The organism is Nonomuraea sp. ZG12 (assembly GCF_052068115.1).
Classification (GTDB): Bacteria; Actinomycetota; Actinomycetes; order Streptosporangiales; family Streptosporangiaceae; genus Nonomuraea.
The window spans coordinates 86057-99826 of record NZ_JBQHCW010000028.1 but is presented as its reverse complement, the minus strand read 5'-3'; the positions used below and the strand labels follow the sequence as shown (position 1 = coordinate 99826).

The 13770-nt window shown below is 70.0% G+C and carries 9 protein-coding genes; 6 read left to right on the top strand and 3 right to left on the bottom strand.

All coding sequences use genetic code 11. The features are described 5' to 3' along the window. The first annotated feature begins 15 nt into the window (after positions 1-15). On the top strand, positions 16-1917 hold the full coding sequence (locus ACTMTF_RS42150) for a sensor histidine kinase (protein WP_441115710.1): 1902 nt from the start codon (positions 16-18) through the stop codon (positions 1915-1917). On the opposite strand, the gene ACTMTF_RS42145 is transcribed toward ACTMTF_RS42150, so the two are convergent. Next, positions 1914-2654 (bottom strand): MBL fold metallo-hydrolase, encoded by a 741-nt coding sequence (locus ACTMTF_RS42145; RefSeq protein WP_441115709.1) that lies wholly within the window; start codon positions 2652-2654, stop codon positions 1914-1916. The two genes, ACTMTF_RS42150 and ACTMTF_RS42145, sit on opposite strands and share 4 nt — an antisense overlap. Positions 2655-2663: 9 nt before the next feature. Beyond that, positions 2664-2804 carry a hypothetical protein gene (locus ACTMTF_RS42140; protein ID WP_397006565.1) on the bottom strand — a complete coding sequence of 47 codons (141 nt, stop codon included), beginning with the start codon at positions 2802-2804 and terminating at the stop codon, positions 2664-2666. A gap of 358 nt (positions 2805-3162) precedes the next feature. Here ACTMTF_RS42140 and rho point away from each other — a divergent pair, with 358 nt between their 5' ends. The 3 genes from rho (at position 3163) to ACTMTF_RS42125 (ending at position 7186) form a co-directional block, all read left to right on the top strand. Continuing rightward, entirely contained in the window at positions 3163-4269 is a 1107-nt protein-coding gene (gene rho / locus ACTMTF_RS42135) for a transcription termination factor Rho (RefSeq protein ID WP_441115708.1), read from the top strand. Continuing rightward, positions 4266-5273 carry a putative RNA methyltransferase gene (locus ACTMTF_RS42130; protein ID WP_441115707.1) on the top strand — a complete coding sequence of 336 codons (1008 nt, stop codon included), beginning with the start codon at positions 4266-4268 and terminating at the stop codon, positions 5271-5273. Before rho ends, ACTMTF_RS42130 begins: the two co-directional genes overlap by 4 nt. Before the next feature lie 146 nt (positions 5274-5419). Further along, positions 5420-7186, top strand: a complete 1767-nt coding sequence (locus ACTMTF_RS42125; RefSeq protein ID WP_397006570.1) for a S9 family peptidase — start codon at positions 5420-5422, stop codon at positions 7184-7186. A 35-nt stretch (positions 7187-7221) separates the two neighbouring features. Here ACTMTF_RS42125 and ACTMTF_RS42120 read toward each other — a convergent pair whose 3' ends face one another. Next, positions 7222-8697: a PP2C family protein-serine/threonine phosphatase gene (locus ACTMTF_RS42120; protein WP_441115706.1), complete on the bottom strand. Its 1476-nt coding sequence runs from the start codon at positions 8695-8697 to the stop codon at positions 7222-7224. A gap of 189 nt (positions 8698-8886) precedes the next feature. Between ACTMTF_RS42120 and ACTMTF_RS42115 the strand changes: the two genes are divergently transcribed. After that, positions 8887-13053, top strand: coding sequence for a HAMP domain-containing protein (locus ACTMTF_RS42115; RefSeq protein ID WP_441115705.1), 4167 nt, complete (start codon positions 8887-8889; stop codon positions 13051-13053). A gap of 3 nt (positions 13054-13056) precedes the next feature. Next, positions 13057-13686, top strand: a complete 630-nt coding sequence (locus ACTMTF_RS42110) for a response regulator (protein ID WP_441115704.1) — start codon at positions 13057-13059, stop codon at positions 13684-13686. The last annotated feature ends 84 nt before the right edge of the window (positions 13687-13770 follow it).

Sequence of the window (13770 nt, the reverse complement as noted above, 5' to 3'; positions counted from 1 at the left end):
GCACCCGGAGGTCGCATGCCCCCCACACGTGGCCGCCCTATCGCGATCAAGCTCCTCATCCTCCTCCTCGTACCCCTGACCTCGCTGGTCGGCTTATGGGCGTTCGCCGCTGCCCTGACCGCGGGCGACGGGCTGCGCATGCTGGAGATCGACGAGCTGGCGACCAACCTCGCGGCCCCCTCCGAACAGCTCACCACCCACCTGCAGAACGAGCGCCTGTCCTCGGTGCAGTACGTGACCGCGCGACGCAACAACACCGGGCTGGTCGTCCAGCGCGACATCACCGACAAGGCAGTGCAGTCCTTCCGCGAGCTGGCCGGTGCGCAGCGCAACCTCAGCCCCGAGATGACCGCGCAGCTCACTGACCTCTACCGCAAGGTCGACCAGCTCCCTCAGCTCAGGCGCGAGGTCGACAGCCTCAACTCCACCCCGCTCGACCTGATCAACGGCTACAGCCAGATCGTGGACGCGTCCTTCCGCCTGTACGACGCGATGATCCTGGTGCCCGAGATGTCGCTCTACCGCAACGTCAAGGCGCTGGCCATGCTGGGCGAGGCCAAGGAGCTGCTGTCCCGCGAACGGGCCATGATCACGCTTATCGTCAGCCGGGGCAGGATGGGCACCGGCGAGCGTGAGGCCTTCGCCGACATGGTCGCCACCCGGCGCCTGCTCTGGTCCCAGGCGCTGTCCAACCTCGACGACGAGCTGCGCACGCCGTACCAGCGGCTCATCATCTCGCCGATCTACACCGAGTTCATCGAGACCGAGGACGCCATGAAGGGGCAGGCCATCATGAACGGCCTGCCCGCCACCGCGTCCACCTGGCCGGTCGACGCGAACAACCTGTGGAAGGCCACCGAGCGCAACCAGCGCAACTCCAGCCAGGCCGTCGCCGAGCGCATCACGCCCGCCGCCGCCGGCATCCTCGCCAAGATCGGCGTGGCGGGCGGGGCCGGGCTGCTTGCCGTGGTCGCCTCCATCCTGCTGTCGCTGCGCTTCCGCAAGCGCCTGGTACGCGAGCTCGCCGGCCTGCGCGACGCCGCCACCGAGCTGGCCGAGGTGCGGCTGGTCCAGCTGGTCGATCGGTTGCGTACGTCCGCGAACCCGTCCTCGTCGGCCGAGGTCGAGCCGCTGGAGGTCAAGGCCGAGACGTCCGAGGTACGCGACATCGTCCAGGCGTTCAACAACGTGCAGTCCACGGCCGTGGAGGCCGCGGTGAGCCAGGCCAGGCTGCGCCACGGCGTCAACCAGGTCTTCGTCAACCTGGCCAGGCGCAACCAGTCGCTGCTGCACCGCCAGTTGCTGCAGCTGGACGGCATGGAGCGGGGCACCGAGGACCCGACGGTGCTGGAGGACCTGTTCAAGCTCGACCACCTGACCACCCGTATGCGCCGGCACGCGGAGAGCCTGATCATCCTGTCGGACCAGACGCCGGGCCGTGGCTGGCGCAACCCGGTGCCGATCATGGACGTGCTGCGCGCCGCCGTGGCCGAGGTGGAGGAGTACCAGCGGGTGGAGGTGCTGCAGCCGCCGCCTCTGGCGCTGACCGGCGCCGCCGTCACCGACGTCGCGCACCTGATGGCCGAGCTGGTCGAGAACGCCACGCTGTTCTCGCCGCCGCGGACCCGGGTGGACCTGCGCACCACGGCCACCCCGAACGGGCTCACCGTCGAGGTGGAGGACCGCGGCCTGGGCCTGCCCCGAACCGAGCTCGACGAGCTCAACACCCGTCTCGCCGAGAAGCCGGAGTTCGACCTGGCGCAGAGCGACCGGCTGGGCCTGTTCGTGGTCGGCCGGCTGGCGTCCCGGCATGGGATCAAGGTTTCGCTCAGCCCGTCGCCCTACGGCGGTCTGACGGCGAGCGTGTTCCTGCCGTCGTCCCTGCTCACGGACCTGGCGGTGCCGGCCGGGCGCTAGAGCCTGAGGAACGGCTCGCTGAAGTGGGCGGTGGCGAGGATGGCGTGCTCGGCCCGCAGCTCGGCGAGCACCTCGGCGCGGGTGGCGGCGGCCCGGTCCGGGTCGTCGTCATACAGGTAGCGCACGGCCGGGTCGTCGAGCTGCACCGGGTGGAGCACGAGATCGCCGGTCATGGCGAGGTCGCCGGCCCGGGCGATCTGGTGCCCGGGCGTGTGTCCGGGCGCCAGGTGGACGCGCACGCCCGGCGCGATCTCCGCGTCGCCGTCGACGACCTGCAGCTGCCCTTTGAGCGGGGTGACGACCTGGTCGAGCATCGGGCCGCGGGCGGCGTCGAACTCGGCCTGCTGGAGCACGTAGCGGGCGTTCTCGAACAGCGGCCGCCCGTCGGCGACGGCCCCACCGGCGTGGTCGCTGTGCAGGTGCGTGAGGATCACGGTGCTGATCTCGGCGGGCTCGACGCCCGCGGCGGCCAGCTCGCCCCGCAGGGTGCCGGGAACCGGCGCCCAACTCGACGCCGGTGAGTCGACGCCGCCGATGCCCGTGTCGACGAGCGTCAGACGGCCGGCGGGATCGCGGAGCAGGTAGCAGTGGAAATGGAGGGTCCACTGCGCCTCGGCGAGACTCCCTCCCGGGAACATCTCCGCCAGCGGGCGGCGGATCGCCTCGCCCATGGGGCCCACGGCGTCACAGAGCGGCGTCACTTCGACGCCCGCGATGACCTTCGACTGGTGCGGCATCCGCCCAGACTAGGCGGCCACGGGGTGACGCGGAACGTACTCGTTCTCCAGGTCCGCGGCGAAGACGGCGCGGCAGCAGTGGGCGCACCGGTACATGATCGGGCCCTCGTCGAGCTCGTTGTGACAACGTGGGCAGTGGGTGGTGTTCATGTCATCCCCCTAGGATTCTTCTTCTTCCATGGAAGCCCGTACGCATTGCAAAGGTCCTGCAGAACGCTTGCGGGCTCCGTGTCGTTCTTCGCACCCGGCCCGGCGAGGTACTCGCCCGCGGTGGAGTGACAAGAACATTGTTACGGACTGCTGCCCCAAGCGCGGGTAAAGACACGAGAACCGCCCGGGAATAGCTCAACATGGCTAGGCGTTGACTGGGCAGCGACGTGTGATACGTTGCGTCCAGCGTTGAGCTCAGGCTCCGCTGTTCCTTCCCCGGGCCCCCCTGCAGAGGCCGGCACGGGCTTCTTCATCACTTCACCGCCGACTCCGTTCGGCGCACCCTCAAGGGGTCACCATGTCTGTCAACACCCTTCCCCGTCAGCGTGCCCACACGTCCGACACCAGTCAGGTCGCGGGCCTGCTGGACGTACAGGACCGGGCCGCCTTCATCCGCACCGGAAACCTGCCCGCACCCGACGACGTCCGGCTGCACCCGGACAAGGCCAAGCAGCTCGGCCTGCGCCCCGGCGACCATGTCGTCGCCTCGGCGAGCGGCGGCAAGCTGATCGGCGTCGAGGCCGTCAACGGCCGGACCGAGTGGCGGCACCGGCCGCACTTCGGCGACCTGACGCCCGTGCACCCGCGCGAACGCCTCCACCTGGAGACCGAGTCGCTCAGCACCCGCGTCATCGACCTGTTCGCGCCCATCGGCAAGGGCCAGCGCGGCCTCATCGTCGCCCCGCCCAAGGCCGGCAAGACCATGGTCCTGCAGGCGATGGCGGCCGCCATCACGCGCAACCACCCCGACGTGCACCTCATGCTGCTCCTGGTCGGCGAGCGGCCCGAAGAGGTCACCGACATGCGCGCCTCGGTGCGCGCCGAGATCTTCTCCTCCACCTTCGACCACCCCGACCGTGACCACACCCGCATCGCCGAGCTGGCCATCGAACGGGCCAAGCGGCTGGTCGAGAACGGCGAGGACGTCGTCCTGCTGCTCGACTCCCTGACGCGGCTCGGCCGCGCGTACAACAACGTGGCGCCCGGCGGCGGGCGCGTGCTCACCGGCGGCCTCGACGCCACCGCCCTGTACCCGCCCAAGCGCTTCTTCGGCGCCGCGCGCAACGTGGAGGGCGGCGGCTCGCTGACGATCCTCGCCACCGCGCTGGTCGACACCGGCTCCCGGATGGACAACAGTCTGTACGAGGAGTTCAAGGGCACCGGCAACATGGAGCTGCACCTGGTGCGCGACCTGGCCGAGCGCCGCCTGTACCCCGCCGTCGACCTCGACGCCTCCGGCACCCGGCGGGAGGAGATCCTCCTTCCCGAGCGGGAGCGCCAGGCCGTGTGGCGGCTGCGCCGCATGCTGGGCTCGCTGGGCAGGCAGCAGGGCCTGGAGATGCTCATCGGCAAGCTCCGCGAGACCACCTCCAACGCCGAGTTCATCCTGCAGGCGAGTATGTGACCGACAATGAACACATGCTGGCCGACATCGTCAAACACCTCGCCTGCCCCGTCTGCCGACGGCCGCTGCGGCTGGAGCACCCCGCGCTCAGGTGCGCGAACGGGCACGGCTACGACGTCGCCAAGCAGGGATACGTCAGCCTGCTGGTCGGCTCCCGGCCGCCGGGCACGGCCGACAGCACGGCCATGGTCGCCGCCCGCGCCGACTTCCTGAACGCGGGCCACTACGCCCCGCTCGCCCGAGCCCTCGCCCAGGCCGTGAGCGCCAGGGTCACGCGTGATTTTCCCGCCGAATCGTTCGCACACCCGGCTGACGACAGCGCGATGGAGGCGTACGGTGGGGCGGAAGTGAGCATTGGTCATGAAAGGCGACGGGCGTGGCTGGGAAGGCGGCCGGTCGTCGTCGACGCGGGCACCGGGACCGGTTACTACCTGGCGGCCGTGCTCGAAGCGACGGCGCAGGGCATCGGGATGGCGTTCGACGTGTCCAAACATGCCGTACGCCGGGCCGCGCGGGCGCATCCCCGGCTGGGCGCGTTCGTGGCGGACGTCTGGCGGCCGCTGCCGATCCTGGACGGGACGGCGGATGTGGTGATCAACGTGTTCGCGCCCAGGAACGGGCCCGAGTTCCGCAGGATTCTGCGGCCCGGTGGCGCGGTGATCGTCGTGACCCCCGCGCCGGAGCACCTGAGTCCGCTGGTCGAGGAGCTGGGACTGCTCTCGGTGGACGCCGAGAAGGAGAGCCGGCTGGCTCGCAGCCTGGAAGGGTTCACCGAGGCGCGGCGGCGGGAGGTGGCGTTCGACATGGAGCTGGGACCTGCCGACATCCTCGGAGTGGTGGGGATGGGGCCCAGCGCGTGGCACACTGACACAGCCCAGCTAGAGCAACGGATTTCGTCCTTTTTCTCCCGCAACGGCGGGAAAAGGCGGGAAAAAGTGGTCGCGAGGGCGAGATTTCACCTATCTACCTTCGAGGTGACATCTGAGTCAAGGGATGTCGCTTGACGGGCGTATGAGGCACATGTTACTGATGGGGCATTTAGTCCGAAATTCCCCCACATTCCTGGAGTATTTCCGCGACGCAGGCGCAATACTGGACGGCAGCCCACGCCCTGAAGGCACGGGTTAGCAGAGGGAGGGGGCGCGACCGGATGAAGGCCGAGGAACGCTGGCACGCCAGGTTCCGGGCATCGCGCATGTCGCTGCCATCCTGGGCTCGTCTGGCCCCCAACCGCTCGATCTACCGCTCCAACGTCACCGGGACGTGGGAGGTCTACGCCTGGGACCGCGCGACCGGCGCCACCCGCCAGGTCACCGACAGGCCCCGCGGCACCGTCCACGCCGCCATCGACCCGACCGGCCAGTGGATCTACTGGTTCGCCGACACCGAGGGCGAAGAGGTCGGCGTGTGGCAGCGCCAGCCGTTCAACGGCGGCCCCGACGAGCCCGCCGCCCCCGACCTGGCGCCCGGCCAGCCGAGCGGCATCGCCCTGTCCGCCACCGGCGTCACCGCGATCAGCCTGGCCGGCGAGGGCGCCTTCACCATCCACCTGGTCTCCAAGGGCCAGCCGTCCCGTCTGCTGTACGAGCACACGGAGGCCGCCTGGGTCGCCGACATGTCCCTGGACGGCGAGCTCGTCGCGATCAACCACGGCGAGTACGGCGACTTCCGCCACCCTGCGCTCCGCGTCGTCCGGCAGTCCGGAGAGGTCGTCGGCGAGCTCCACGACGGCCCCGGCAAGGGCGTGGCCGGCCTCACCTTCGCCCCCGTGCCGGGCGACCACCGCATGCTCGCCCTGCACGAGCGCCGCCACCGTTCCGAGCCCCTGGTCTGGGATCCGGAGACCGGCGAGCAGCGTGAGATCTGGCTGCGGGACACCGGCGACCTGACCGCCGACTGGTACCACGACGGCCGCGGCCTGCTGCTGCGCCGCGACGACCGGGCCCGCACCTATCTGCACCGCTACGACCTGGCAGGCGGCGGGCTGACCCTGATCGAGACGCCGCTCGGCGTGATCGAGGAGGCGACGCCCCGCCCCGGCGGCTATGTCGAGTACTCCTGGTCGAGCGCCTCCCGCCCGCCCGTCATCCGCTCCACCAACGGCCAGGTCGTGCTGAACGCCGGCGGTCCCGCCGCGCCGCCGAGCGTCCCGGTCGAGGACCTCGACGTCGAAGGCCCCGGCGGGCGCATCCACGCGCTCGTCTCGCGGCCGGAGAACGCCGTCGCGCCCTTCCCCACCGTCTTCCTCCTGCACGGCGGCCCGTCCAAGCACGACCGCGACGCCTTCTCCCCGGAGGTGGCGGCCTGGGTCGACGCCGGCTTCGCCGTGGTCCGGGTCAACTACCGCGGCTCGACCGGCTACGGCTCCAAGTGGCGCGACGCCCTGTACGGCGAGGTCGGGCACATCGAGCTCGCCGACGTCGCGGCGGTGCGCCAGTACGTCGTCGATCGCGGCATCTCCGACCCCGGGCGGCTCATCCTGGCCGGCACCGCCTGGGGCGGCTATCTGACGCTGCTCGGCCTCGGCACCCAGCCGGGCCTGTGGGCCGCCGGGATCGCGGCCGTCCCGATCGCCTGCCACCGCACCTCCTACGAGGACGAGACAGGGAGCCTGCGCGCGCACCACCGGGCGCTGTTCGGCGGCTCGCCGGACGAGCATCCGGAGCGCTACGCCGCCAGCTCGCCGATCACCTACGTCGACCAGGTCAAGAGCCCCGTGCTCATCCTGTCCGGCGAGAACGACCTGCGCTGCCCGCTGCGTCAGATCAACCAGTACGTCAGCCAGCTGGCCGAGCACGGCCGCGAGCACGAGGTCTACACCTACGACGCCGTCCGGGAGAGCCTGGTGGTCGCCGAGCGCCTCGCGCAGACGACGCTGCAGCTGGAGTTCGCCCGCAAGCACGTGAACGGCCGCTGACGAGCGCTGACGAGCGCTGACGTGTGACCCGGCGGTCAGCGGGCGCGCAGGACCAGGATGGCCAGGTCGTCGGCGCTCGGCTCGACCGCGAAGTCCGCGGCCCCTCTGCGGATCCGCTCGGCCACGGCTCTGGCCGACAGCCCCGCGCACTCGGCGAGCATCTTGGCCAGGCCGCCGTCGTCGTCGAGCAGGCGGCCGTCCGACCGCCGCTCGGTCACCCCGTCGGTGACCGCGAGCAGCACGTCGCCGTGGTCGAGGTGGATGGTGTCGGCCTCGAACACCACCTCCTGGAAGACGCCGAGCAGTGACTGCGGGGTGGTCACCGCCTCCACCTCGCCGTTCGCCCTGAGGCACAGCGCCTCGGGGTGACCGGCGGACACCAGCCGCACCTCCAGGCCCGTCTCCACCGGCGTGATGTCGCCGTGCAGCAGGGTCAGGAACCTGGCCCGCTCCCCCTCTTCGAGGATCGCCTGGTTGAGGCGGCCGAGCACGGCGGCCACGCCGTAGCCCTCGCGGGCGAGCAGCCGCAGTGTGTGGCGGGCCAGGCCGGTGACGGCGGCGGCCTCGGGGCCGGTGCCGCAGACGTCGCCGATCGCGAACCGCCAGCAGTCGTCGCCGGCCTTGAACAGGTCGTAGAAGTCGCCGCCGACCTCGTTGACCTCGCCTGCGGGCTCGTAGACGACGCCGTAGTCGAGGCCGGGCACCTCCGGCTCGCTCGGTGGCAGCAGGCTGCGCTGCAGGGCGCGGTTGGCGGCGGCCTGCTGGGCGTACACCCTGGCGTTGTCGGTGGCCAGCGCGGCGCGCCTGCCGATGTCCTCGGCGAACTGGATGACCTCGTCGGTGAAGCGGTCGGGCCGGCCCAGGCACATCACCCCGAGGCCGCGGCCCCTGGCGGTCAGCGGGACGGCGAGCACCTGGGAGTCGGCCAGGTGGAAGGTCGAGGCGACGCGGGTGCCGACGGCGCTCACGTCCATCTCGGCGAGCTGCTCGCGCAGCCCGTCGATCCTGGCCTCGTCGGCGTGCCACAGGTAGACCAGGCGCAGCGGCCCGGACGCGCTGTCGGCGGTGTAGACGGCGCACCAGCTGCTCAGCCGGGGCACCACGATCTGGGCGATGATGGCGGGCACCATGTCGGGATCCAGCGTGCCGGCCAGCAGATCGCTGGCGTCGGCGAGGAAGCCCAGCCAGTGTGGCCCTCTGGAGGTGTGCTCCAGCCACTCCGAACCCACTTGGTCCGGAGAGCCAGGTAGCGTGAGCCTAGCCCAGTGGACACGGGAATCGCCCGCGAAGGTGATCCCCCACTGCTCCACGTTGACGGAAGGAGCCTTCGGATCGCCCTGTGACGTGCTTCGCTGCCTCAGCTCGACCTGGACAGCATCTCCGTAATGCTTCCAGATCATCTCGAACGGCTCGTCCACGACCTGTGCCGCAAGATCGCCCGCGACCTGCTCGGCGATATGGAGCATGCCTCCGGTGGCCCACGCGGTCATCACCTCGCGCGTGAACCTCATCGCATCCATCACAGCGGTCTCGTCGGGCGCGAACGTAGCCGCGAGCACCGCATGAGCAGAAGCAGTCATCCCACCGTGCCTACCACACTTCCCGTTGACTTGGGGTAAATCCAAGGACAGGACTACGAGCTACTCATCGTGACAGACTTGAATCACTCGTCGGAGTCACCCGCGAGTGAAGGAGGCCCCATGACAACGGCCAAGACCGTGCCGACTGCTGAGGAGAGGACCTACACCGAGGCGGATCTCGTCCCGATCCTGGAGACGCTGTTCTCCTGGCGTGACGGTGACTTCCGGCGTCGGGTCCCGCACGCGCCTGACGGCGTGCTCAGCGAGGTGCGGTTGCTGCTCAACGAGGTGGCAGACCGTCGTGAGCACCTCACCAACGAACTGAGCAGAGTACGCCGAGAGGTTGTCAAGGAAGGCCGGTTCGGCGAGCGGCTGACGCCGGGGCCGGGCGTGGGGGCCTGGGCCGAGAGCGTGGAGTCGGTCAACGCGCTGATCGACGCCCTCGTCAGCCCGGTGAGCGGCGCCGCGGACGTCATCGACGCGGTTGCGAAGGGTGACCTCTCGCGCCGGATCGACCTCGACCGCTCGGCCCGCGGTGAGGTGCGCCGGCTCGGCAAGGCCATCAACGGGATGGTGGACCAGCTCGCCCTGTTCAACTCCGAGGTGACCCATGTGGCCAGGGAGGCCGGCACCGAGGGACGGCTCGGCGGCAGCGCCAACCTGCGGGGCATGTCCGGGAGCTGGCGCGACCTCACCGAGGCTGTCAACACCATGTCGTCCCGCGTGGCCGCGCAGGTGCGCGACATCGCGGTGGTGACCACCGCGGTGGCCAAGGGCGACCTGAGCCGCAAGGTGACGGTCGACGCGGTGGGCGAGATGTTCGAGCTGAAGAACACCGTCAACACCATGGTCGACCAGCTGTCCGGCTTCGCCGAGGAGGTGACCCGGGTCGCCCGCGAGGTCGGCACCGAGGGTCAGCTCGGCGGCCAGGCGCAGGTGACGGGCGTGTCGGGCGTCTGGAAGGACCTCACCGACAACGTCAACTTCATGGCCAACAACCTGACCTCCCAGGTGCGCAGCATCGCCACCGTGGCGACCGCGGTGGCACAGGGCAACCTGTCCAAGAAGATCACCGTCGACGCCCAGGGCGAGATCCTCCAGCTCAAGGACACCCTCAACACGATGGTGGACCAGCTGTCCTCCTTCGCCGACGAGGTGACCCGGGTCGCCCGCGAGGTCGGCACCGAGGGCAAGCTGGGCGGTCGCGCCGAGGTCAAGGGCGTGTCGGGCGTCTGGAAGGACCTCACCGACAACGTCAACTCGATGGCCAACAACCTGACGTACCAGGTCCGCAACATCGCCCAGGTGACCACGGCCGTCGCCAACGGCGACCTCACCCGCAAGATCGACGTCGACGCCCAGGGCGAGATCCTGGAGCTCAAGTCGACCATGAACACGATGGTCGACCAGCTGTCCTCCTTCGCCTCCGAGGTCACCCGAGTCGCCCGCGAGGTCGGCACCGAGGGCCAGCTCGGCGGCCAGGCGCAGGTACGCGGCGTCTCCGGGGTCTGGAAGGACCTCACGGAGAACGTCAACTCGATGGCCAACAACCTGACCTCCCAGGTGCGCCAGATCGCGGCGGTGTCGTCGGCGGTGGCGCAGGGCAACCTGTCCAAGAAGATCACCGTCGACGCCCAGGGCGAGATCCTCCAGCTCAAGGACACCCTCAACACGATGGTGGACCAGCTGTCCTCCTTCGCCGACGAGGTGACCCGGGTCGCCCGCGAGGTCGGCACGCAGGGGCAGCTCGGCGGCCAGGCGCGGGTGCAGGGTGTGTCGGGCGTCTGGCAGGACCTCACCGACAACGTCAACTTCATGGCCAACAACCTGACGTACCAGGTGCGCAACATCGCCGAAGTGACCACCGCGGTCGCCAACGGCGACCTCACCCGCAAGATCGACGTGGACGCCCAGGGCGAGATCCTCGCGCTGAAGACCACCATCAACCGGATGGTCGACCAGCTGTCGTCCTTCGCCTCCGAGGTCACCCGAGTCGCCCGCGAGGTGGGCTCCGAGGGCCAGCTCGGCGGCCAGGCCCGCGTCGAAGGCGTCGAAGGCACCTGGAAGCGGCTCACCGAGAGCGTCAACGAGCTGGCGGGCAACCTCACCACCCAGGTCCGCGCCATCGCCACCGTGACCAGCGCCGTGGCGCGCGGCGACCTGACCCGCTCGATCGCCGTCGAGGCGCAGGGCGAGCTGGCGGAGCTCAAGGACTACATCAACTCGATGGTGGCCAACCTCCGCGAGACCACCCAGGCCAACCAGGAGCAGGACTGGCTCAAGTCCAACCTGGCCCGCATCTCCCGGCTCATGCAGGGCCACCGCGACCTGTTCGAGGTCGCCAAGCTGACGATGAGCGAGCTGACGCCGCTGGTGTCGGCCCGCTACGGCGCCTTCTACGGGGTCGACCCCGAGGGCGAGCACGAGCTGCTGCTGATCGGCGGCTACGGCGTACGGCCCGAACGGGGCCCGCGCCAGCGCTTCGCCATCGGCGAGGGCATCGTCGGCCAGGCGGCCGCGGAGGGCCGCCACATCATCCTCGACGACGTGCCCCCGAAGTTCATCACCATCGACAGCGGGCTCAGCCAGTCGACCCCCGCGCAGATCGTGGTGCTGCCGATCCTGTTCGAGAGCCGCGTGCTCGGCGTGCTGGAGCTGGCCTCCTTCACCCCGTTCGGCGAGGTCCACCTGGACTTCCTGACGCAGCTCGTGGAGACCATCGGCGTCACCATGAACACGATCATCGCCAACTCGCGGACCGAGGACCTGCTGACCGAGTCGCAGCGCCTCACCCGCGAGCTGCAGGAGCGCTCCCACGAGCTGCAGCGCCAGCAGGAGGAGCTGCGCAGGTCCAACGCCGAGCTGGAGGACAAGGCGGCCCTGCTGGCCAAGCAGAACCGCGCGATCGAGATCCAGAACTTCCAGATCGAGCAGGCCCGCCGGACCCTGGAGGAGCGCGCCGAGCAGCTCGCGGTCTCCTCCCGCTACAAGTCCGAGTTCCTCGCCAACATGTCCCACGAGCTGCGCACGCCGCTCAACAGCCTCCTGGTGCTGGCCAAGCTGCTCACCGAGAACGCCGAGGGCAACCTGACCTCGCAGCAGGTCGAGTTCGCCCGCACCATCCACGGCGCCGGCTCGGCCCTGCTCCAGCTCATCAACGACATGCTCGACCTGTCCAAGGTCGAGGCGGGCCGGATGGACATCCACCCGATCCAGGTGTCGCTGCCGAAGCTGGTCGACCTGCTGGAGGCGGCGTTCGCCCCGCTGGCGGCGGACAAGGGCCTGACGCTCACCGTGGACGTCGATCCGGACGTGCCGCAGGAGCTGCGCGCCGACGAGCAGCGCCTGCAGCAGGTGCTGCGCAACCTGCTGTCCAACGCGGTGAAGTTCACCCCGAAGGGCGAGGTGAAGCTGCGGGTGGTGCCGGCCCCCGACGACGTCGACTTCGACGACGAGACCCTGCACGCCGCCCACGACCTGCTCGCCTTCCAGGTGGTCGACACCGGCATCGGCATCGCGCCGGACAAGCGCGAGGTCATCTTCGAGGCGTTCAGGCAGGCTGACGGCACCACCAGCCGCAAGTACGGCGGCACCGGCCTCGGCCTGGCCATCTGCCGGGACATCGCCCGGCTGCTCGGCGGCGAGATCCACGTGGACAGCGAGCTGGGCAAGGGCAGCACGTTCACCCTCTACCTGCCCGCCTCCTACACCGGCCCGCTCGCGGCCACCGACGGCGGCGCGCCCCGCAGGCAGCTCATGACCGCCTCCGTCGAGGAGCCCGAGGCGCCGGAGCCCCCGCTGCCGCTGGACCTGCCGCTGCCCGAGCTGGTCGAGGCGCCGGTCGAGAGCAGCCAGTGGCAGGGCGACGACCCGCTCAGCGGCGCGAAGATCCTCATCGTCGACGACGACATCCGCAACGTGTTCGCGCTGACCAGCGTGCTGGAGCGACACGGCTCCACGATCGTCTACGCTGAAAACGGACGTGAGGGGATCGAGCAGCTCGAACGGAACGAGGATGTCGCGCTCGTGCTGATGGACATCATGATGCCGGAGATGGACGGCTGGGCGACGACGTCCGCAATCCGGCGTATGCCGCAGTTCGCCGACCTGCCGATCATCGCGCTGACCGCCAAGGTCATGCGCGGAGACCGTGAGAAGAGCATCGCCTCGGGCGCATCGGACTATGTGCCCAAGCCGGTCGATGTGGACCGCCTGCTCGAAAGGCTGCGCGGCTGGCTCAGCCGAGGGCGGACCCCCGTGACCGACTCATCACCCGAAGGGTCGTGATCGATGTCCGATCGAGCGAAGATCCTCCTGGTCGATGACCGCGAGGAGAACCTGATCGCGCTTGAGGCCATCCTCAGCTCGCTCGACCTGGTGCCCGTGCGCGCCAGGTCCGGCGAGGAGGCGCTCAAGGCGCTGCTCAACACCGAGTTCGCGCTCATCCTGCTGGACGTGCGGATGCCCGGCATGGACGGGTTCGAGACCGCCGCGCACATCAAGCGGCGTGAGCGCACCCGCAACATCCCGATCATCTTCCTGACGGTGGTCGACAGCGCGCCCGACTACGCCTTCCGGGGCTACGCGGCCGGCGCCGTCGACTACCTCACCAAGCCGTTCGACCCGTGGGTGCTGCGGGCCAAGGTGTCGGTGTTCAGCGAGCTGTACAACATGAACAAGCGGCTCGCCGAGCAGGCCTCCCTCCTGCGCGACCGCCTCGCCGGCGAGCTGCCGCCGGGCGCGGGCGAACAGGGCGCGGTCCTGCCGGAGCTGTCCCGGCGGCTGACTGCCGTCGAGGAGGAGCTCGCCCGGGTGCGCGAGCTCGCCCGCAAGTCCCAGGACCCCGCTCTCACCACACCCCTCACCGACCTCGCCGACCGCGTCGCCAGCCTCCGCTCCGGCTTCGACGCCCTCGCGTAACAACCCCTCCTCGGGCACCCTCCCCCGACAAGCCCCTCTCCTCCGGGGCCATTCTGGGAAGGCCTCTCCTCCCATCGGCACCTC

Excerpts from the sequence above, each read along its gene's own strand:
- ACTMTF_RS42150 (WP_441115710.1), top strand. The coding sequence starts at position 16 with ATGCCCCCCACACGTGGCCGCCCTATCGCGATCAAGCTCCTCATCCTC.
- ACTMTF_RS42145 (WP_441115709.1), bottom strand. The coding sequence starts at position 2,654 with ATGCCGCACCAGTCGAAGGTCATCGCGGGCGTCGAAGTGACGCCGCTC.
- ACTMTF_RS42140 (WP_397006565.1), bottom strand. The coding sequence starts at position 2,804 with ATGAACACCACCCACTGCCCACGTTGTCACAACGAGCTCGACGAGGGC.
- rho (WP_441115708.1), top strand. The coding sequence starts at position 3,163 with ATGTCTGTCAACACCCTTCCCCGTCAGCGTGCCCACACGTCCGACACC.
- ACTMTF_RS42125 (WP_397006570.1), top strand. The coding sequence starts at position 5,420 with ATGAAGGCCGAGGAACGCTGGCACGCCAGGTTCCGGGCATCGCGCATG.
- ACTMTF_RS42120 (WP_441115706.1), bottom strand. The coding sequence starts at position 8,697 with ATGAGGTTCACGCGCGAGGTGATGACCGCGTGGGCCACCGGAGGCATG.
- ACTMTF_RS42115 (WP_441115705.1), top strand. The coding sequence starts at position 8,887 with ATGACAACGGCCAAGACCGTGCCGACTGCTGAGGAGAGGACCTACACC.
- ACTMTF_RS42110 (WP_441115704.1), top strand. The coding sequence starts at position 13,057 with ATGTCCGATCGAGCGAAGATCCTCCTGGTCGATGACCGCGAGGAGAAC.